The sequence below is a fragment of the Azospirillum sp. genome, from assembly GCF_035628975.1.
Lineage (GTDB): Bacteria > Pseudomonadota > Alphaproteobacteria > Azospirillales > Azospirillaceae > Azospirillum.
This window is the reverse complement of sequence record NZ_DASPIS010000049.1, coordinates 52988-72283: the sequence shown is the minus strand read 5'-3', so window position 1 is coordinate 72283 and position 19296 is coordinate 52988. Positions and strand designations below refer to the sequence as shown.

Sequence of the window (19296 nt, the reverse complement as noted above, 5' to 3'; positions counted from 1 at the left end):
CCGGCATGATCCGCAACCCGGTCCGCAGCCCGATCCGCGCCATCCTGTGGGACATCGACGGCACGCTGATGGACAGCGAGCCGTGGCACCAGCAGATCACCGTCGAGGTCTGCCGCGGCTACGGCCATGAGCTGAGCGACGAGGATTGCCGGTCGATGCACGGCGTCGCCTTTCGCGAGATCTACGCCGCCCTGCACGCCCGCCGCCCCTTCCCGATCGACCTGCACGCCTGGGCGGACGAGATCAACGCCCAGTATGTCGCCAGCGTCCATCAGGTCCGCCCGCGCGAGGGCGCCTTCGCCCTGGTGGAGGCCTTCGCCGCCCGCGGGCTGGCGCAGGCCTGCGTGTCGAACGGCGGGCGCATGATCGTCGACGCCAACATGCGCGCCATGTCGATCCCGCATTTCCGCTTCAGCATCGCCCGCGAGGACGTCGCCAACGGCAAGCCCCATCCGGAGCCCTACCTGCTGGCCGCGAAGATGCTGGGCCTGCCCCCGGAGGCCTGCGCGGTGATCGAGGACAGCCCCACCGGCGCCCGCAGCGCCAAGGCCGCCGGCATGCTGACCATCGCCTGGCCCCAGCACCCTGCCGTGGTGTTCGACACCGTCGACCATCTGGTGGAGGATCCGGCGGCGTTGGATTGGGATGCGCTTTGCGGGTGAGGGGCTGCGGTTTTCCCCCACCCTAACCCTCCCCCGCTCTCAGCGGACCTATGGTCCGCCTGCCGCGTCAGCACAAAGCGAAGCTATGTGCGAGAGCTTTGCGGGTGAGGGGACTGCCGCTGCCCTTTGCATAAACTCTGCAAGTATCAGGCCCCCTCTCCCGCAGAATGCGGGGGAGGGATGGGGAGGGGGCTCCCTTCAGCGACCCCTCAGTCCAACGTCCACTTCGCCATTTGCGGGAACGGTGCCAGTCCGTTGTCGCCCATATAGGCGAACATCCCCGCATAGCCGGTGAAGCCGGCCTGCGCCAGATTGATCAGGCCGAAATGGGTCCCCTGCTCGATCCAGGCCTGCATCGGGTGCTTCCCCTCATACTCGTGGTACTGATAGGAGCCGGGGAAGAACAGGCATTCCTGCGGCAGGCCCATATGCTGGATCGCCGCATAGGACCAGGCCTGCGACATGAACTCGCCCTGGCGGGCGGCCCGGGTCAGGACCGGGTCGGCAACGCCGTCGCGCGCGGTCTGGTCGGCGAGGATGTTGTCGATGTCCGTCTGCACGTTGCGGTTCAGCAGCGGCCAGAAATGGCGCGGCATGACGATGATGTGGCCGGCCTCGTGCAGCAGGTCGCCCGGTCCCTTAAGGGTCTCGGGATCGACATGGATCGCCCCGGCATGGATGTTCACGCCGGGCAGGAAGCCGCCAAGCCCGCCCTCGCCGTACTCCACCTGCATGCCGATGCCGCGCAGGAAGGCGACGATGGGTTCCAGCGCTTCGGGGTGATACATCCGCCCTCTCCGTCTATTCGAAATCTGGCGGAGATATTCTCGCAACGGACGCAGTGAAGCAAGCCGCACACGGGCGATCACCCGATGCGCGTTGTCGCATCGGCCGAAATGCGCGCAGACGCTACTTCTGGATGTTGACGACCGCCGAAACCGGGGCCAGTGCGATGCCGCGGTCGGCCAATGCGGTCAGCCACAGATTGAGGCGCTCGATCGTCGTCGGATAGGGGGATGCGAAGCCGACGGCGGCACCGTTGGTCTTGGCAAGCTCCTCCAGCTCGCGCAGCTGGTCGTCGATGGCGCCGCGCGACAGGTCGCGGTCGATGATGCGGTCGCCCAGCGCCCGCGGCACGCCGGCCAGATTGGCGAGCGGTCCGGCGACGCTCTTCGGGTTTGCACGGGCATCGACCAGAAGCAGGCCGCGGGCCTTCAGCGCGTCGATCACCGGCTGCATCGCCGCCGGGTTGGCGGTGAACTTGCTGCCGGTGGTGCTGGTGATGCCGACATAGCCCACCGCCTTGCCCAGCGACCATTCCAGCCGCTCCACATTGCGGTCGGGGCCGAGCATGGTCAGCAGCGCGTTGGGGCCGGGATCGTCCCGCGGATAGTTCAGCGGCTCCATCGGCACCGACAGCATCACCTCGTGCCCCTTGGTGCGGGCCCGCTCGACCCAGTCGTCCAGCCGCTCGGCATAGGGCAGGAAGGCCAGCGTGATGCCGGGCGACAGCTTCGCCAATGCATTGCCGGTGGTGACGCCGCTGAGGCCCAGGTCCGACATGACGATGGCGACACGCGGACGCTTGTCGGTCGCCGGGAAAGGCCGCGCATAGACCTGCCAGGGCTTGCGCCCGTCCTGGGCGATGCGCGGCAGCGGACCGCTGCGGCTGTCCTCCACCAGTCCCGGCACCGGCGCCGGAACCAGCGTCACCGCCGCCGCCGGGGCGCCCGGCAGGGGCAGCGGCGCGGCGTCGGTCGGCAAAGGCGCGGCCGGCGCAGCGACCTTCGGCTCCGGCTTCGGCGGCGGCGGCAGTGGAGCGACCGCCACCGTGGTCGAGGGTATGGACGCCTGCCACGCCTCCCGCGTCGCGTCGGCGTTCAACGCGAGCCATCCGCCCAGTCCGGCATAGGCGACGGCCACCAGGGCGACGGCACCCAGAAGCGGCTTGGACAGCGGCTTGCGAGGTCCCGCCCCGCCACGGATGCGGCGCAGCCAGCCGAGCCCGGGGCGCAGGCCCCGGACATCGAACCGCAGACGACCGAGCAGAGCGGGAGCCTTCACCGTCGTCAGCCCCGGTCAGCGCGCCGCGGCGCGCTGCTGGAACAGGGCGACGCCGCGCAGCAGATCCAGCGCGCGGGCGAGCTGGAAGTCGAAGGGCGGCTCGGCCCCCTCCGCCGCCGCGCCGTCCGTCGGCGCGGCGCCCGGTACCGGAGCGGCACCGGGAGCTGGAGCAGCCCCCGGAGCGGCCGGGGGCGCACCGGCGCCCGGCGCGCCCGGATTCGGGGCGGCGGGAGTTCCGGGCGCGGCCGGGTTGGTGGTGGCCGGCCGCGGCGCCTTGTTGGCGTCGGGGTTGACCAACGCACCCTTCAGGTCGGCTTCGCGGCGGCGGACGATGTTCTTGTCCAGATCCTCCACCTTGGCGACATGCACCTCGATGTCCGGGGTGATGCCCAGCTGCTGGATCGACCGGCCGGCCGGCGTGTAGTAGCGCGCCGTGGTCAGCCGCATGGCTCCATGGCCGGGCAGCGGGATGATGGTCTGCACCGATCCCTTGCCGAAGCTCTGGGTGCCCATGATGATCGCGCGCTTGTGGTCCTGCAGCGCGCCGGCGACGATTTCCGAGGCCGAGGCCGAACCGCCGTTGATCAGCACCACCATCGGCAGGTTCTTGATCAGGTCGCCCGGCTTGGCGTTGAAGCGGGTGCCCTCCTCCGCGCGCCGGCCGCGGGTCGACACGATCTCACCCTTGTCCAGGAAGGTGTCGGACACCGACACCGCCTGATCGAGCAGACCGCCGGGATTGTTGCGCATGTCGAGCACGAAGCCCTTCAGCTTGTCGCCCAACTGCTGCTGGATGGAGGAGATCGCCTTCTCCAGCCCGCTCTGCGTCTGCTCGTTGAAGCTGGTGACGCGGATGTAGCCGATGTCGCCTTCGGTGCGGAAGCGGACCGACTGCACCTTGATGACGGCGCGGGTCAGCGACACGGTGAAGGGTTCCCCCGCCTCGCCGCGGCGGACGGTGACCTTCAGCTCGCTGCCGATAGGTCCGCGCATCTTCTCCACCGCCTCGTTCAGGCTGAGGCCCATCACCGCCTCGCCGTTCAGCTGGACGATCAGGTCGCCCGGCTGCAGGCCGGCGCGGAAGGCCGGGGTGTCGTCGATGGGAGAGACGACTTTCACCAGGCCGTTCTCCATCGTCACCTCGATGCCCAGCCCGCCGAACTCGCCGCGGGTCTGAACCTGCATATCTTGGAAGCTTTTCTTGTTCAGATAGCTCGAATGCGGGTCGAGCGAGGTCAGCATCCCGTTGATTGCCGATTCGATCAGCTGTTCGTCGGTGACCTGCTCGACATATTCGGCGCGGACGCGCTCGAAGACGTCGCCGAACAGGTTCAGCTGCCGGTAGGTGTCCGACGAATTGCTGGACTGAGCGGTGACGGTGGCGACGCCGGCGCCCAGAAACACCAGAGCAGCCGCCGTGGCGGCGCGCTTGATCATCCTCATCTACCCTTGTCCTTTCCCCTCCGGGGCGCCGAACCCGCGTTGCGGGTTGATCGGCTGGCCGTTTCGTCGCAGCTCGAAATAGAGATCCGGATTGCCGTCCGGCGGCATGACCGCCAGCGGTTCCCCGCCGGCCACCTTACGCCCGACAGCCGTGTCGATCCGGCCCAGACCCGCAATCAAACTATGATATCCGTTGCCATGTTCCACGATCAAGATAAGGCCATAGCCCTTGAACGGGCCGGCGAACACGATCGTGCCGCCGCGGGGCGCCACCACGGCGGCCCCGGCGCGGGTCTGGACCGTCACGCCACGGCTGGTGGCACCAAAGCGGTCGGCCTCGCCGAAGCGGGTGGTCAGCTTGCCGGCGGCGGGCAGAACCATGCCGGCGACCGCCGGCGGCCCATCCGGCGCCTTCGCGGCCAATTCGCGCTCGCGCGCCGCTTCCCTCGCAGCCTCATCCTTGGCGCGCTTTTCCTCGGCGGCCTTCTGTTCGGCGATCTTCTGCTCGGCGGCACGCAGCTCGGCCAGCTTGCGTTCGGCCTCCTTGCGCTCGGCTTCCTTCTGGGCGGCGAGGCGCCGTTCGGCCTCGCGCTTCTCCGCTTCGCGCTTGACCGCCTCCCGGCGCTCCGCCTCGCGCCGTTCGGCTTCGCGGCGGGCAGCGGCCTCGATGGCGGCGCGGCGTTCGGCCTCGATCCGCTCCATCAGCTGGCGCAGGTCGGTGGCCTGACCGGACAGTTCCGCCATGCGCTGGCCGACCTGGAGGCGCTCCTCCTCGGTCTGGCGCGACAATTCCTCGCGCCGGGCGATCAGGCGGTTCATCTCGCCCTGCTTCTCGGCAAGCGCCACCCGCGCCGCCAGCGCCTTTGAACGCTGGTCGACCAGCTTGCCGCGGGTGTCGGCCAGGGCGGTCAGCGCCTGGCCCAGCGCATCGGCCCGCGCCTTCAAGGCCGGAACCGCGTCGCGCAGCAGCAGGGCGGAGCGCAGGGTGTCGACCGGACTTTCGGGCCGGGCCAGCGCCGCTTCCGGCGGAATGCGGGCCAACCGCTGCAGGGCGGCCAGCAGGGTGGCGATCTGCTGACGTTCATTGTCGAGCCCGGCGGACCGCTCGCGTTCCTCCGCCTCAAGGGCGGTGAGCGTTTCTTCCAGCTGGTCGAGTGCCTGCTCCTGCCCGCGCGCCTGGTCGGCCAGCGCGATCAGTTGGCCGCGCAGGTCGTCGAGTTCGGACTGCAGGGCTTGCGATTGGCGCTCCAGCTGCTGCTGGCGCTGCTTGCCGGTCTGAAGCTGCTGTTCGACGCGCTTCAGCGTGTCCTTGGGGGCATCGTTCTGGGCATTCGCGGGCTGGGCATTCGCGGGCTGGGCAAGGATCAGCCCGGCAATGACGACGAAGCCGGCGAGAACCCCCTCTCCCACCCCGGATTCCCTCTCCCCAGCGGATACCCTCTCCCCCCCGGGGAGAGGGCTGGGTGAGGGGGATGCAGTACGGGATGTAAATCGAGCTGCAGGGCCAAGCGCCGGACTTCTCGCACCTCCACGCCACGCACCCCCCTCACCCCGACCCTCTCCCCGGGGGGGAGAGGGGGAATTCAGAGCAAAGGGGACGGGGGCCATCCGTTACTCCGCCGCCGCGCGGGCGGCGGTGCGGACCAGCAGGTTGCGGCCGGTCATCTCGGACGGCTTCGGCAGGCCCAGCAGGTCGAGCAGCGTCGGGGCGATGTCGGCCAGACGGCCGCTCTCGATGCGGGCGCCGGCCGGGCCGTTGACCAGCACCAGCGGCACCTTGTCCAGCGTGTGGGCGGTGTGCGGTCCGCCGGTCTCCGGGTCCTTCATCAGCTCGCAGTTGCCGTGATCGGCGGTGACCAGCATGGTGCCGCCGGCGCGGCGCACAGCGGCCTCCACCTGACCTAGGCTGCCGTCGACCGCCTGCACCGCCTTGATGGCGGCGTCGAGCATGCCGCTGTGGCCGACCATGTCGGGGTTGGCGAAATTGACGACGATCAGGTCGTACTTGCCGGAATCGATGGCGCCGACCAGCTTGCCGGTCACTTCGGCGGCGGACATCTCCGGCTGCAGGTCGTAGGTGGCGACCTTCGGCGACGGCACCAGGATGCGATCCTCGCCCTCATACACCCGCTCCTCGCCACCGTTGAAGAAGAAGGTGACGTGGGGATACTTCTCCGTCTCGGCGATGCGCAGCTGCGTCATTCCCGCCTCGCTGACCACTTCACCCAGCACCTTGGTCAGGGATTTCGGCGGAAAGATGGTGGTCATCAGCTTCGCCAGCGACGACGAATATTCGACCATGCCGACAACGGCGGCCAGCTTCGGCGCGCCATCCACCGGGAATCCGTCGAAATCCTTCTCGACATAGGCGGCCAGGATCTCGCGGGCACGGTCGGCGCGGAAATTCGCCATCAGGATGGCGTCGCCGTCCTTCATGCCGGCATAGTCGCCGATCACCGTCGGCAGGATGAACTCGTCATGCTTGTCGGCGGCATAGCTCTGTTCGATCGCCTGGATCGGATCGGCGGCGCGCTCGCCCTCCGCCTTGGTCATCGCGGCATAGGCCTTGGCGACCCGGTCCCAGCGCTTGTCGCGGTCCATGGCGTAATAGCGGCCGATGACGGTCGCCACCTCGACGCCCGGCAGCTCGAAGACGTCGGCCATGAACTCGGCGACCTGATCCTTGGCGCTCTGCGGCGGCACGTCGCGGCCGTCGGTGAAGGCGTGGACGGCCACCGGCACGCCTTCGCGCGACAGGACGCCGGCCAGCGCCGCGATGTGGTCCTGGTGGGAGTGGACGCCGCCCGGCGACAGCAGACCCATCAGGTGGACGCGCCCACCGGTCTTGTGCATCGTCTTCACGAGATCGTTCAGCGCCTGATTGCGCTCGAGATCGCCCTGGACGATGGCGTGGTCGATCATCACGAGATCCTGCATGACGACCCGGCCGGCGCCGAGATTCATGTGCCCGACCTCGGAGTTGCCCATCTGCCCCTTGGGCAGGCCGACCTCTTCCTCGCTGGCGTTCAGGAAGGCCTTCGGCTCGGCCGACCACAGGCGGTCCCAGTTCGGGGTGTCGCCCAGCGCAATAGCGTTGTCGGACCGCTCCTCGCGATAGCCCCAGCCGTCCAGAATGCACAGGACGACAGGGCGGGGTCGGTTGGTCTCGGTCATCGCGCTTACCTTTCTCGAAAGGTTGTGGTCTCGGAATTTTCGGTTCGGTCTTTTTAGGCTCCGGCGTGTGCGAACGCCGGTTCCCGACGTTCGGTATCAGGATCTGTGATAGGGGTGACCGGCAAGAATTTGTTGGGCGCGATAGAGTTGCTCCGCAAGCATGCCGCGCACCAGCATGTGGGGCCAGGTCATCGGCCCGAAAGCAAGCAGGAAGTCGGCCCGCGCGCGCACCGCGTCGCCATGGCCGTCGGCACCGCCGATCAGGAAGGCGAGGTCGCCGGCGCCGCGGTCGCGCCAGTCGCCGATCTTGGCGGCGAAGCTCTCGCTGGGCAGCGCCTTGCCGCGTTCGTCCAGCGCCACGACGATGGCGCCGGCCGGCACGGCGGCGAGCAGCAGCTCGGCCTCCTGCCGTTTGAGTTCGTCGGAGGAGAGGCGCTTCTTCACCTCGACCTCCTTCAGGGTGAAGGGCCAGCTGAGCCGGCCGACATACTCGTCGAACAGGTCGCGGGTCGGTCCGCCCCGCGACCGCCCGACGGCGGCGAGCCACAAACGCATGATGCGGCCCTCCGCCTCCGGTCCGTCAGGCGCTCAGCCGTGCCGTGCCCGACGGCGTCGGCAGATCCAGACCCCACATCTTCTCGATGTTGTAGAAGGTCCGGACTTCCGGCTTGAACAGGTGGACGATCACGTCGCCGGCATCGACCAGAACCCAGTCGCACTGGGTCATGCCTTCCATCTCGACGCCGCGGACGCCGGCCTGCTTCAGCTTTTCGGCCAGCTTCATCGCCATGGCGGCGATGTGCCGCGTGTTGCGGCCCGACGCCACGATCATGTAATCGGCGAAGGTGGTTTTCCCGGCGAGATCGATGACGGTCACGTCATCCGCCTGATCGGCGTCCAGCGACGCCTGAATGAGCGCCTTCAGGTCCTGCGGTTCCAGGATCTGGGGAACGGCGGCTGGCCGCGGAGCGGTCGCGGCCGTTTCGGTGTGCGTGGTGATGGCTCCAACCTCTTGCAACGGTTTCACGACCCGGCGGCCCGTGCCTGCCGGATCGCCGTCGCCGAGGCCGGATGCAGGGGGTTGCGTAAGAACGCCCAGGCCGGCCGCCTGCGGCGCGCGAGCCCTTTTACCCCCGACACGGACACCCGTCGACGGGTGAAACGCTGGGCGGCCTTGCCGCTCAGCGCACTAAGAGAATAGGTGGGGCGGGCGAAAACCGCAACGGCCACCGAGTCGAAGATTCGTGTCCAAAGCTTCCAGCGCGGAATTTGTCGCAGATTGTCCGCTCCCATCAACCAAACGAAGCGCGTTTTCGGGAAGCGGCGCTGAAGCTTCGTCAGCGTATCGGCGGTGAAGCGGGTGCCGAGCGCCGTCTCGATCGCCGTCACCTCGATCCGCGGATGGGCGGCCACCGCCCGCGCCTCCGCCAGCCTTTCGGCCAGAGAGGCCATGCCGGCGGCGGACTTCAGCGGGTTCTGCGGGCTGACCATCCACCAGACCCGGTCGAGACCGAGCGCCTTCAGCGCGAACAGGCTGATGTGCCGGTGCCCGGCATGGGCCGGATTGAACGACCCGCCGAGGATGCCGACCGTGAGGCCGGCATAGAGCGGCCCGGAATAGAGGTGGGGGGCGTGCTCAAATTTGGACTTCAACCCGGAGCGGTTACCCTTTCCCCCCCGCTCTCGCGCAAACTTCGTTTGCGCTGACGCGACAGGCGGACCTTCGGTCCGCTGATAGCGGGGAGAGGGTTGGGTGAGGGGGATCCGCTTGCCGGACGATCCTCGCGATGCATCCCCCTCACCCTGCCCTCTCCCCGGGGGGGAGAGGGTTCCAATAGTGGGGGGAGCGTCGGTCTTAAGGCCGCGTCTGGCCATCGCCGCGCACGACATACTTGTAGCTGGTCAGCTGCTCCGCACCCACCGGGCCGCGCGCGTGGAACTTGTCGGTGGAGATGCCGATCTCCGCGCCCATGCCGAACTCGCCGCCGTCGGCGAACTGGGTGGAGGCGTTCCACAGCACGATTCCGCTGTCCACCCGCGACAGGAACCGCTCCGCCGCCGCCGGGTCCTCGGTCAGGATCGATTCGGTATGGTGGGAGCTGTGGGCGTTGATGTGGTCGATGGCGGCGTCCACCCCGTCCACCACGCCGCAGGCGATGATGGCGTCGAGATACTCGGTGTCCCAATCCTCCGGCGTCACCGGGGTCACGCGCGGGTCGACGGCCTGGGCCGCCGCGTCGCCGCGCACGGCGCAGCCGGCGTCCAGCAGGTCCGTCACCAGCAGCGGCAGGGCCTTGTCGGCGATGGCGCGGTCGACCAACAGCGTTTCGGCGGCACCGCAGATGGAGGTGCGGCGCATCTTGGCGTTCAGTACCACCTTGCGCGCCTTTTCCAGGTCGGCGCCGGCATCGACATAGACGTGGCAGTTGCCGTCCAGATGCTTGATGACCGGAACCCGGCTCTCGTCGGCGATGCGCTGGATCAGCGACTTGCCGCCGCGCGGGATGATGACGTCGATATAGTCGCGCATGGTCAGCATGTGGCCGACGGCGGCGCGGTCGGTGGTCGGCACCAGTTGGATCGCCGCCTCCGGCAGTCCGGCCTCGCGCAGGCCCTGGACCAGGCAGTCGGCGATGGCGCGGGACGAGCGGATGCTCTCCGACCCGCCGCGCAGGATGGCGGCGTTGCCCGACTTCAGGCAGATGCCGCCGGCATCCGCCGTCACGTTGGGCCGGCTTTCATAGATGATGCCGACGACGCCCAGCGGCACGCGGACGCGCTGGATGCGCAGGCCGTTGGGCCGGGTCCAGTCCGCCAGCACGCCGCCGATGGGATCGGGGAAGTCGGCGATGTCCTCCAGACCCTTGGCCATGCCCTCGATGCGCGTGTCGTCCAGCATCAGCCGTTCGCGCATGGGGCCGGACAGGTCGCGGGCGTTCGCCATGTCCTCGGCGTTGGCCGCCTTGATCTCGGACACGCGGGCGCGGATGGCCGCCGCCGCCGCCCTCAGCGCCCGGTCCTTCGACGGCCCTGGCACGGTCGCCAGCGCGGCCGCGGCGGCGCGGGCGGCGCGGCCGAGGGCGATCATCTGGTCGTGCAGGGCGTCGGTGGTATCGAGCAGGGCGGACATGGAGGTCTCCGGACACTCTATCCGTTGAAGGGACGACGACCTTAACGAATTGTTCGGGGTTGCGAAAGCCGCGCGGTTGTGGGACTTCGGCGTTGCGGTATGGGCGGGCGTGTGCAAAACGCAACGCGCCGGCCCCGCCGGGACAAGGTTTTCGGGTAAGGTGACATGCTGACGCTGCTGCTGATCGTCTCCGCCTTTTTCGCGGGCGTGCTGAACGCCGTGGCCGGAGGCGGCAGCTTCCTGACCTTCCCGGCGCTGATCCTAGCCGGCGTGCCGCCGCTGAACGCCAACGCCACCAGCACCGTCGCCGTGTCGCCCGGCGCGCTGGCCAGCGCCTACGGCTATCGGCGGGAACTGGGTCGCATCCGCGACATCCACCTGCCCTCCTTCCTCGGCATCAGTCTGATCGGCGGGCTGCTGGGCGCGCTTTTGCTGCTATGGACGCCGCAGCGGACCTTCGAGGCCATCGTCCCCTGGCTTCTGCTGTTCGCCACGCTGCTGTTCGCCGTCGGGCCGAAGGCGTCTGCCTGGATTCGCCGCAACTGCACCATCGGCCATGGCACGGTGCTGGCCGTGCAGTTCCTGATCGCCGTCTATGGCGGGTATTTCGGCGGCGGCATCGGCATCCTGATCCTGGCGACGCTGGGCGTCTTCGGCCTGACCGATCTGCATGCGATGAACGGGTTAAAGTCGCTGGTGTCCGGTTGCCTGAATGCCGTCGCGGTGGCGGCCTTCGTCGCCGGGGGCGCCGTCTATTGGACGGAGGCGCTGATCATGCTGGTGGCCGCCATGGCCGGCGGCTATGCCGGCGCCTCGGTCGCCCGCCGCATTCCGCCGCCCGTGCTGCGCAAGGTGGTGATCCTGGTGGGTGCGGCGATGACCGTCTATTTCTTCGTCACGAAAGCCTGATTCCAACGGAGTTCCCCGGCATGACCGCCCCCATCGACCGCAACACTCTGCCCTACCGTCCCTGCGTCGGGATCATGCTGCTGAACGACCGCGGCGAGGTGTTCGTCGCCAAGCGCTGCGGGTCGGATGCCGACTGGCAGATGCCCCAGGGCGGGGTCGACGAGGGCGAGGACGTCCGCACCGCCGCCTTCCGCGAGCTGGAGGAGGAGATCGGCACCGCGAAGGCGGAGTTCATCGCCATGACCGCCGCCGCCCACCGCTACGATCTGCCCGACGATCTGCTGGGAAAGGTCTGGAAGGGCCGCTGGCGCGGGCAGGAGCAGACGTGGATGCTGGCCCGCTTCACCGGCGACGAGTCCGACATCCGGCTCGACACCGGCCATCCGGAATTCGATGCCTGGAAATGGATCGACGCGGAGGAGTTGCCGGGCCTGATCGTCGCCTTCAAGCGTCCGGTCTACGAATCGGTCCTGGCGGAATTCCGTCCGTTGATCGCCGGGCTGAAGGGCTGACCCACATACCCTTGCACCGATCCCGGCGGCATGTCCCAATTTTGACTGCGGTTATCCCCAACTTCTCGACGACGCCCGGTCCATCCGCCACTTCCGCTTAACGAATCCTTGAGACGCCTTCTGGCAACGTCGCTGCTGCAACCGGAATGCGCAAGAGTGCGTCTGCTGTGGACGGAGGGGTGGCGTGTCGCTGATCAAGTGGACGGAGGAGGATGGCGGGCGGATTCGCCTGGGCCTGCCCAGCGACCTGGATTTGCCCATGGCGCAACCTCTGCTCGACAGCCTGCGTGCCGCCTTCAAGGCGTCGGCGGACGTCGCGGTGCAGGCGGACGCGGTGGAGCGGATCAGCGCCGCCTGCATCCAGGCGCTGGTCGTCGCCGCCCGCGACGCAACCGACCGCGGGGCCGCCTTCGTCCTCGCCGCCCCGTCCGAGGTCCTGTCCGAAGCGTGCGAGGATCTGGGTCTCGCCGCCTGGCTGAAGCAATGGAGCCGAGCGTGAAGAAGAAAGTGATGACGGTGGATGATTCGCGGACCATGCGCGACATGGTCTCCTTCACCCTGCGGGGCGCCGGCTACGACGTGGTGGAGGCCGCCGACGGCCAGCAGGCGATGAGCGCCATCGCCACCACCAAGGTCGATCTGGTCATCACCGACCTGAACATGCCGGTGATGGACGGGCTGACCCTGATCCGCAAGCTGCGCGCCATTCCCGCCCACCGCACCCTGCCGATCCTGATGCTGACCACCGAAGCGGACGAGAGCAAGAAGGCGGAGGGCCGGGCCGCCGGAGCGACCGGCTGGATCGTGAAGCCCTTCAACCCCGACAAGCTGGTGTCGGTGGTGCAGAAGGTCTGCGGCTGACCGCAAGCCGTCAGCGAAGGAAGGGGTACAGCCGTGGACGATCTCAGCCGCTTCAAACAGACCTACTTCGACGAGAGCGCCGAACTCCTGGCCGTCGCCGAGGCCGGGCTGCTGCGCCTCGCCCCCGGCGAGATCGACATGGACGAGGTGAACGCGATCTTCCGCGCCGTCCATTCGATCAAGGGCGGCGGCGGCGCCTTCGGCTTCAACGACCTCGTCGCCTTCGCGCACGAATTCGAAACGGTGATGGACGGCGTGCGCAACGCCGAAATCCCCGTCACCACCGGGCTGGTCGATACCCTGATCCGCGCCAACGACGTGCTGGCCCGCCTGCTGGCCCATGCCGCCGACGAAACCGACGCGCCTGCCGGCACCACCGACGACACGGTCGCGGCGCTCCGCCATTTCCTGGGCAAAGCCGAGGCACCGGCGGAGGAGCAGCCCCCATCGCCCGCGGACAGGCTCTATCCCGACGACGAGGATGACGAGGCCGGCATCTTCGGCGACGCGCTGGCCGCCATCCAGGCCGCGCGCGACGACCAGCCCGCCCCCGCCTTTGCAGGTCCGGTCTCGGAAGGCCCGGTGCCGGAGGGTAAGGTCCGCTGGACCATCGTCTTCCGCCCGAAGGCCGAACTGCTGCTGTCCGGCAACGAGCCGACCTACATGCTGCGCGCCCTGCGCCGTCTTGGCGACGCGGAGGTGGTCTGCCACCTGGACAAGCTGCCCTCGCTACGCGACCTCGACGCCGAACTGCTGCACCTGTCCTGGACGGTGACGCTGCTGGCCGATCCGCTGGTCGACCGCGCCCAGATCGACGACGTGTTCGAGTTCGTCGCCGACGACTGCGACATCCGCATCGGTGCCGAGGCGCCGCCCCCCGCCATCATCCGGGCGGCCGAGCCTCTGCCGGCCGCCACCGCGACGGCCGCCAACCTGCCGGAACCGGCGGTACCCTCCTCCGCGCCGGCCACAACGGCCCCGGCCACCACCTCCGGCTCCCCCGGCGCCGCGAAGGCCGCCGACGGCGCCAAGCGCGGAAACGGCGGCGGTGCCGGCGGCGACCATTCCGGGCCGACCACCCACACCATCCGCGTCGACCTCGACAAGATCGACCGGCTCGTCAACATGGTCGGCGAGATGGTCATCACCCAGGCGATGATCGCGGAGCATCTGCGCGACCTGCCGCCCGGCCAGTTCCAGGAACTGCTGGAGGGGCTGGAGAGCCTCGCCCAGCATACCCGCGAGCTGCGCGAGAGCGTGATGTCGATCCGTGCCCAGCCGGTCTCCAGCGTCTTCTCCCGCATGCCGCGGCTGGTGCGCGAATGCGCCGCAGCCACTGGCAAGGAAGTGATGCTGGTTACGTCGGGCGAGACGACGGAGGTCGACAAGACGGTGGTGGAGAACCTCGTCGATCCGCTGACCCACATGATCCGCAACTCCATCGACCATGGATTGGAAGGGCCGGAGGAGCGCGAACGCCTCGGCAAGCCGCGCGCCGGCACCGTGCATCTGTCCGCCGCTCACCGGTCCGGCCGCATCGTGATCGAGGTGACGGACGACGGCCGCGGCATCAACCGCGCCAAGGTGCTGTCGAAGGCGATCGAGAAGGGGCTGGTCCAGCCCGGAGCCACCATGTCCGACGAGGAGATCGACCACCTGATCTTCCTGCCCGGCTTCTCCACCGCCGACCAGGTATCGAACCTGTCCGGCCGCGGCGTCGGCATGGACGTGGTGCGGCGGAACATCTCCAGCCTGGGCGGGCGCATCGGCGTCTATTCGACGCCGGGCGAGGGCTCGCGCTTCGTCCTGTCGCTGCCGCTGACGCTGGCGGTGCTGGACGGCATGGTGATCTCGGTGGGGGAGGAGCGCTTCGTCCTGCCGCTGACCAACATCGTGGAAAGCCTGCGGCCCAAGCCCGCCGACCTGCATGGGCTGGTCAACAAGTGCGACGTGATGATGGCGCGCGGCGAGTATGTGCGGCTCGTCCATCTGCACCGGCTGTTCGGCATCCCCCAAGCCATCGACGACGCCACCAAGGGGCTGGTCGTGCTGGTGGAGACGGAGGACGGCTCCCGCCTCGGCCTCGTGGTCGACGAGGTGCTGGGCCAGCAGCAGGTCGTCATCAAGAGCCTGGAGGCCAACTTCCGCCGGCTGGACGGCGTCGCCGCCGCGACCATCCTGGGCGACGGCCGGGTCGCCCTGATCCTGGACGTCGCCGGCCTGCGCGAAATGAGCCGCCACGGTGGCGGCTATGGAAACAGCGGCCCTGACGGCGCCACCCCGCCTTCCCCATCCCTGCCCGCCCCTGCGGACAGGTTCGACCAGCGTCAACGCCAAACGGTTTGAGGCCCAGCGATGAGCAGTTCCTCCGCAATCGCCACCGTCAACTCCCGCACCGACCTCCAGCCCGCCGGCGCCAGCGCCAACGGGACGGAGGAGCAGTACGTCACCTTCACGGTCGGCAGCGAGGAATATGGCGTCAACATCCTGGCCGTGCGTGAAATCCGCGGCTGGACGCCGGAAAGCCGCCTGCCGAATCTGCCCGACTATGTCCGCGGCGTGATCAACCTGCGCGGCATCATCATCCCGATCTTCGACCTGCGCGCCCGCTTCGGCGGCGGTCCGACCCAGGTGACGAAGCGCCATGTCGTGGTGGTGATGCAGGTGGGCGAGCGCACGCGCGGCATCCTGGTCGACGCCATTTCCGACATCCTGGCGATCGGCCATGACGCGATCAAGCCGCCGCCCGACGTCGACAGCGGCCTGATCGACGCCGAATATCTCAGCGGCCTTTACACCGCCGACGACCGGATGGTGACCCTGCTGAACGTCGAGAAGCTGTTCGCGGGCGAGCATGTCGACCAGGACGCCGCCCCGCGCGCGCCGGTGCTCGAAGTCACCTGACCGGAAAGAGCGAGGCAAACCTTCGGCGCCTCTGCAACGAGAAGCAATAAAAAGAGGGAACGTCACCGATGGCCACCGACGGTACGATCGCCAAAGCCGGCAGCTTCCTCAGCAACATGCGCATCGCCAAACGGCTGTGGCTGGTCTTCGGCCTTCTGCTGGTTCTGATCGCCGCCCAGTCCGGCGTGGGCATCCTTGGGCTGGACGGACTGAACCGCCGCATCGACGGGGTCATCGCCTCCGGCGACCTCGCCGTCTTCGCCAAGGATCTGGAAAGCCGTCTGGCCGCCGAGCGGCTGCAGACCCGCGAATACATCAATCTGGGCACGCCCGAGGCGCTGGACCGGCTGCGCGTGCTGCGCGGAGAGTTCGATTCGGCGATGACGCAGCGGCAGGCGACGCTGGCGGCCTCGCCCCAGGCCGCCGCCTTCGCCGAGCTGAACGGCCTGCACACCACCTACCATGAGCGGTTCGAGGCGGTTCGCGCCATGCGGGAGCAGGCCGACCGCAGCCTGCGCGAACGGATGGACCCGCTGGGTGCCCAGGTGACGACGCGGCTGGAGGAGGTGGTGTCGATGGCCGACGCCTTTGGCGACAGGGCCGACGCCTCCGGCGACAAGGATGCCGCCTTCGCCGCGCAGGAGGTGGAGAAGCGCTGGCTGATGACCCGCTTCAGCGCCAACCGCGCCATCGGCCTGCGCGACGCCGCAGCGGCCCTGCAGGTGGAAACCGAAGGCAAGGCGATGGCCGACGCCCTCGCCCGGCTGTCCGCCATCCTTGGTGCCGGGGGCCGTACCAACAGCGGCCTGTCGATGGCCCTGCGCGAGGTCGATGCCCGCGCAGCCGACTATCGCGCAGCCTTCCGCGACGTCATCGCCGCCAATGACGAGGCGAAGCGCCGCGCCGACCGGCTCGCCGCCGCCGCCACGGCGGTCAACGACGCCATCGACGGCATCGTCGGCCGGATCGCCGCCGATGCCAGGGCGACGGAGGAGGAGGCCGGGACCGTGGCGGCCTTCACCATCCGCCTGACGCTGGGGCTGGGGCTGCTGTCGCTGGTGATCGGCGTCGTCGCCGCCAACCGGATCGCCGCCTCCATCGTCACGCCGGTCACCGGCATCCGCCGGGTGATGGCCGACCTGACCGACGGCAAGCTGTCGGTCAGCGTCCCCCACACCGGTCAGCAGGACGAGCTGGGCGACATGGCCCGCGCCGTCGCGGCCTTCAAGGACGAGGCGGTGGAGGCCCTGCGCTCCCGCATCGCGCTGGAACGGGTGTCGGCCAACATCATGATGGCGGACACCGACGGCCGCATCCTCTACGCCAACGACTCCATCATGGCCATGTTCCGCAATGCCGAGGCCGACCTGCGCAGTTCTCTGCCGGGCTTCGACGCGAACAGGTTGGTCGGCCGCAACTTCGACGTCTTCCACCGCGATCCCTCGCACCAGCGCCGCCTGCTGGCCGACCTGAAGCAGACCCACCGCGGCTGGGCCAGGACCGGCGGCCGGACCTTCCAGGTCATCGCCAACCCGGTGGTCAGCCGCCAAGGCGAGAAGCTGGGCACCGTCATCGAATGGCGTGACCTGACGGAGGAACTGGCGATCGAGGCGGAGATCAGCGCGATGGTCGAGAACGCCGTCCGCGGCGACTTCAGCCACCGCATCGCGCTGGACGGCAAGACCGGCTTCTTCCGCCTGGTCAGCGAGGGCATCAACCGCCTGTCGGAGAATGTCGCCGCCGTCACCGAGGAACTGGCATCGGTGCTGAAGGCGCTGTCGCAGGGCGACCTCACCCGCCGGATCGACCAGCAGTATGAGGGCGTGTTCCAGAGGCTGAAGGACGACTTCAACGGCACCGTGTCGCATCTGTCGGAGATCGTCCGGCGCATCGACCATGCCGCCGGGTCCATCGCCGTCGCCAGCCGCGAAGTGGCCGAAGGCAGCCTGGACCTGTCGGAACGGACCGAGCAGCAGGCCTCCTCGCTGGAGGAGACCGCGGCGAGCATGGAACAGCTCGCCGCCACCGTGCGCTCCAACGCCGACAACGCCCAGCAGGTCAACGGCTATGCCACCGAGGCGCGCACCGCCGCGTCCCGCGGCGGCGAGGTGGCGACCAGCGCCGTGGAGGCGATGCGCCGGATCGAGCAGTCGTCTCAGAAGATCGCCGACATCATCGGGGTGATCGACGAGATCGCCTTCCAGACCAACCTGCTGGCGCTGAACGCGGCGGTCGAGGCTGCCCGTGCCGGCGATGCCGGGCGCGGCTTCGCCGTGGTGGCCCAGGAGGTGCGGCAGCTCGCCCAGCGTTCCGCCCAGGCGTCGAAGGAGATCAAGTCGCTGATCCTCGACAGCGGCGGGCAGGTGCGCGAGGGCGTCGGATTGGTCCGGTCCGCTGGCGGCGCCCTGACGGAGATCGTGTCGGGCATCGGCCGCGTCGCCGATCTGGTGTCGGAAATCGCGCGGGCCACGGCCGAGCAGGCTTCCGGCCTGGACGAGGTCAACATCGCCATCGCCCAGATGGACGAGATGACGCAGAAGAACGCCGCCCTGGTGGAGGAAAGCACCGCCGCCGCCCGCTCGCTGGAGGATCAGGCCGACCAGCTGCGCCGGCAGATGACCTTCTTCACCCTGGACCGCCAGTCGCGGGGTGCCGCCATCACCGCCTCCGCCGGGGAAATCCGGCGGCAGCCGGTGCCCGTCTGACGATGCCTCCGGTGCCGCGATGACCGACCGTTCCTCCGCCCTGTCGATCGAATCTCCGGCGTCGCGCCGGGTGCCGGCCGCGGTGTTCGGCGGCGCGCGCGAGTTCCATTTCGAACGGCATCACTTCGACCTGATCGCCGGACTGCTCTATCAGCTGGCCGGCATCGCACTGGCCCCGCACAAGGCGGAGATGGTCTATGCCCGGCTGGCGCGCCGGCTGCGCGAACTTCGGCTGCCCGATTTCGACGCTTATTGCGCCCTGCTGCAGGGTGATGGCGGGGCGGATGAAATCGGCTTCCTCGTCAATGCGCTGACCACCAACCTGACCAGCTTCTACCGCGAATCGCATCATTTCGACTTCCTCGCCTCCACCGTCCTGCCGGAGGCGCGGATGCGCAATGCCGGAGCCTCCCGCCCGCGGCTGCGGCTGTGGTCGGCCGGCTGCTCCTCGGGTCCGGAGCCCTACACCATGGCGATGGTGCTGGTCTCGACCATGGGCGCGGACCTGCGCCGCTGGGACGCCCGCATCCTTGCCACCGACATCGACACCCACATGGTCGGCACGGCAAGGCGGGGCATCTATCCGCTGTCGGGCGCCACCGGCATTCCGCCCGCCATCCGCCAGCGCTTCACCCACGACACCCGGCTGAACGGCGAGCCGGCGGTGGAGATGGGCGAGGATCTCAAGCGTCTCGTAACCGTCAAGCCTCTGAATTTGCTTGAACATTGGCCCATGTCAGGTCCGTTCGACGCGATCTTTTGCCGCAACGTCCTGATTTATTTCGACCGCCGCGGCCGCACGCAGGTGATAGAAAACTTCGGCCGGATGCTCCGCCCCGGCGGGTATCTGTTCCTCGGCCACTCGGAGAGCCTGTATGGCGTGTCGAACCTGTTCCGACAGGCCGGCCCAACGATTTACCGGAGGGAGTGAG

At 68.7% G+C, this 19296-nt stretch carries 18 protein-coding genes; 9 read left to right on the top strand and 9 right to left on the bottom strand.

The genetic code is table 11. The annotated features are described in order from the left end of the window. Positions 1-5 precede the first annotated feature (5 nt). A complete protein-coding gene (locus VD964_RS10925; protein ID WP_324868474.1) occupies positions 6-662 on the top strand; it encodes an HAD family phosphatase in 657 nt (218 codons plus the stop codon). Positions 663-871: 209 nt separating this feature from the next. Here VD964_RS10925 and VD964_RS10920 read toward each other — a convergent pair whose 3' ends face one another. The 9 genes from VD964_RS10920 to VD964_RS10880 form a co-directional block, all read right to left on the bottom strand. Beyond that, complete coding sequence (locus tag VD964_RS10920) at positions 872-1450, bottom strand: hypothetical protein (RefSeq protein ID WP_324868472.1); 579 nt, start codon at positions 1448-1450, stop codon at positions 872-874. A 121-nt stretch (positions 1451-1571) separates the two neighbouring features. Further along, the gene (locus VD964_RS10915) at positions 1572-2726 is read right to left on the bottom strand and encodes a divergent polysaccharide deacetylase family protein (protein ID WP_324868470.1); all 1155 of its coding nucleotides are present in this window, start codon (positions 2724-2726) and stop codon (positions 1572-1574) included. Positions 2727-2741: 15 nt separating this feature from the next. Further along, entirely contained in the window at positions 2742-4169 is a 1428-nt protein-coding gene (locus VD964_RS10910) for a S41 family peptidase (RefSeq protein WP_324868468.1), read from the bottom strand. After that, positions 4170-5579: a murein hydrolase activator EnvC family protein gene (locus VD964_RS10905; RefSeq protein ID WP_324868466.1), complete on the bottom strand. Its 1410-nt coding sequence runs from the start codon at positions 5577-5579 to the stop codon at positions 4170-4172. 201 nt (positions 5580-5780) lie between these two features. Continuing rightward, positions 5781-7343: a 2,3-bisphosphoglycerate-independent phosphoglycerate mutase gene (gene gpmI / locus VD964_RS10900; RefSeq protein WP_324868463.1), complete on the bottom strand. Its 1563-nt coding sequence runs from the start codon at positions 7341-7343 to the stop codon at positions 5781-5783. A 96-nt stretch (positions 7344-7439) separates the two neighbouring features. Next, complete coding sequence (rlmH, locus tag VD964_RS10895; RefSeq protein WP_149222254.1) at positions 7440-7898, bottom strand: 23S rRNA (pseudouridine(1915)-N(3))-methyltransferase RlmH; 459 nt, start codon at positions 7896-7898, stop codon at positions 7440-7442. A 25-nt stretch (positions 7899-7923) separates the two neighbouring features. Next, positions 7924-8370 (bottom strand): ribosome silencing factor, encoded by a 447-nt coding sequence (gene rsfS, locus VD964_RS10890; RefSeq protein ID WP_111066995.1) that lies wholly within the window; start codon positions 8368-8370, stop codon positions 7924-7926. After that, the gene (locus VD964_RS10885) at positions 8367-8996 is read right to left on the bottom strand and encodes a nicotinate-nucleotide adenylyltransferase (protein WP_324868459.1); all 630 of its coding nucleotides are present in this window, start codon (positions 8994-8996) and stop codon (positions 8367-8369) included. Before VD964_RS10885 ends, rsfS begins: the two co-directional genes overlap by 4 nt. A 202-nt stretch (positions 8997-9198) precedes the next feature. Beyond that, positions 9199-10473 (bottom strand): glutamate-5-semialdehyde dehydrogenase, encoded by a 1275-nt coding sequence (locus VD964_RS10880; RefSeq protein WP_324868457.1) that lies wholly within the window; start codon positions 10471-10473, stop codon positions 9199-9201. A gap of 165 nt (positions 10474-10638) precedes the next feature. Here VD964_RS10880 and VD964_RS10875 point away from each other — a divergent pair, with 165 nt between their 5' ends. The 8 genes from VD964_RS10875 to VD964_RS10840 all read left to right on the top strand — a co-directional run bounded on the left by VD964_RS10875 (position 10639) and on the right by VD964_RS10840 (position 19295). Then, positions 10639-11382 carry a sulfite exporter TauE/SafE family protein gene (locus VD964_RS10875; RefSeq protein WP_324868455.1) on the top strand — a complete coding sequence of 248 codons (744 nt, stop codon included), beginning with the start codon at positions 10639-10641 and terminating at the stop codon, positions 11380-11382. Positions 11383-11402: 20 nt separating this feature from the next. Further along, on the top strand, positions 11403-11894 hold the full coding sequence (locus tag VD964_RS10870) for an RNA pyrophosphohydrolase (protein ID WP_324868453.1): 492 nt from the start codon (positions 11403-11405) through the stop codon (positions 11892-11894). Positions 11895-12078: 184 nt separating this feature from the next. Beyond that, positions 12079-12393, top strand: a complete 315-nt coding sequence (locus tag VD964_RS10865) for an STAS domain-containing protein (protein ID WP_149222259.1) — start codon at positions 12079-12081, stop codon at positions 12391-12393. Next, entirely contained in the window at positions 12378-12755 is a 378-nt protein-coding gene (locus tag VD964_RS10860; RefSeq protein WP_324868449.1) for a response regulator, read from the top strand. The genes VD964_RS10865 and VD964_RS10860 overlap by 16 nt, the downstream gene beginning before the upstream one ends. Before the next feature lie 33 nt (positions 12756-12788). Next, positions 12789-15101 (top strand): chemotaxis protein CheA, encoded by a 2313-nt coding sequence (locus VD964_RS10855; protein ID WP_324868447.1) that lies wholly within the window; start codon positions 12789-12791, stop codon positions 15099-15101. A 9-nt stretch (positions 15102-15110) separates the two neighbouring features. Continuing rightward, complete coding sequence (locus VD964_RS10850; RefSeq protein ID WP_324868445.1) at positions 15111-15659, top strand: chemotaxis protein CheW; 549 nt, start codon at positions 15111-15113, stop codon at positions 15657-15659. 68 nt (positions 15660-15727) lie between these two features. After that, positions 15728-18364, top strand: coding sequence for a methyl-accepting chemotaxis protein (locus tag VD964_RS10845; RefSeq protein WP_324868443.1), 2637 nt, complete (start codon positions 15728-15730; stop codon positions 18362-18364). Positions 18365-18383: 19 nt separating this feature from the next. After that, positions 18384-19295 (top strand): CheR family methyltransferase, encoded by a 912-nt coding sequence (locus tag VD964_RS10840; RefSeq protein ID WP_324868441.1) that lies wholly within the window; start codon positions 18384-18386, stop codon positions 19293-19295. Position 19296: the final 1 nt, after the last annotated feature.